1 protein-coding gene is annotated in these 840 nt (G+C 75.6%); it reads left to right on the top strand.

Features of this window, described 5'->3' with window-relative positions; genetic code table 11:
- Positions 1–251: 251 nt before the first annotated feature.
- Positions 252–840, top strand: a 589-nt coding sequence (locus tag AAAX36_RS09455) for an IS110 family transposase (RefSeq protein WP_349075294.1), incomplete at its 3' end; no start/stop codon positions are given.

The raw sequence follows: 840 nt of genomic DNA, 5'->3' as shown, positions 1-840 counted from the left end.
CCATTACAGTCGAAATTGTCAGCCCGGGACCGTCTCGGGCTACGATTGAGGCGCGCCCAGAACGGGCCGCCGACCGGGCGCCCGCGCACGGCCGAACGTCCCTGCCCCCGAGAGGGCCTGTTGGGTGCTGCCGGCGCGGGACGCGCCGCCCCCGACGGCTGATAGGAAAGTGCCGGGCAGGCGCCGCGGCTGGTAATGTGAGTGCCGAGGGGGAGGCCATCCGGTCGAACGACTACCGGAAGGATACCACCGTGAAAGCGCCATCCACCAGACCCGCGGCCGTGCTCGGCCTGGACGTCGGCAAGTCGTCGCACTGGGCCTGCCTGATCGACCGCGACGGGGAGGTGCTGGCCAGCGCCCCCGTCCGCAACAGGGAGGCCGAGCTCGACGCGCTGTTCGCCTCCGCGCCCGCCGGCACGCTCGTCGTCGTCGACCAGTTCCGCAACATAGGGTCCCTCGCCGTGAGGCGGGCCCGCGCCGCGGGGCTCGGGGTCGCCCACCTGCCCGGGCTCGCCGCCAGCCGCGCCGCGGGCCTGTTCGCCGGCGAGGCCAAGACCGACGAGCGCGACGCCGCGGTGATCGCGCGGACCGCCCTGGGCGTGCCGGACTCCCTGTCGGGGGTCCCGGGCCGCGGCGAGGCCCTCGAGGCCGCCCGCGCCCTCTCGTCGCAGCGCGACCACGTCGTCGCCTGCGCGACCAGGGACAAGAACCGCCTGCGCGCGGTGCTGCTCGAGTCCTGCCCGGCCCTCGAGGCCGCGGTCGACCTGTCGGACCGGCGGTGGCTGGAGCTGCTCGCCGGGTTCGGCGGGGCGTGGGGGATCGCCCGCTCCGGGGCCGAGG

Origin of the sequence: Collinsella sp. CLA-ER-H10, from assembly GCF_040092475.1 — a bacterium.
Classification (GTDB): Bacteria; Actinomycetota; Coriobacteriia; order Coriobacteriales; family Coriobacteriaceae; genus Collinsella.
The sequence above is the reverse complement of the archived record's forward strand: the minus strand, read 5'-3'. Positions and strand labels throughout refer to the sequence as shown.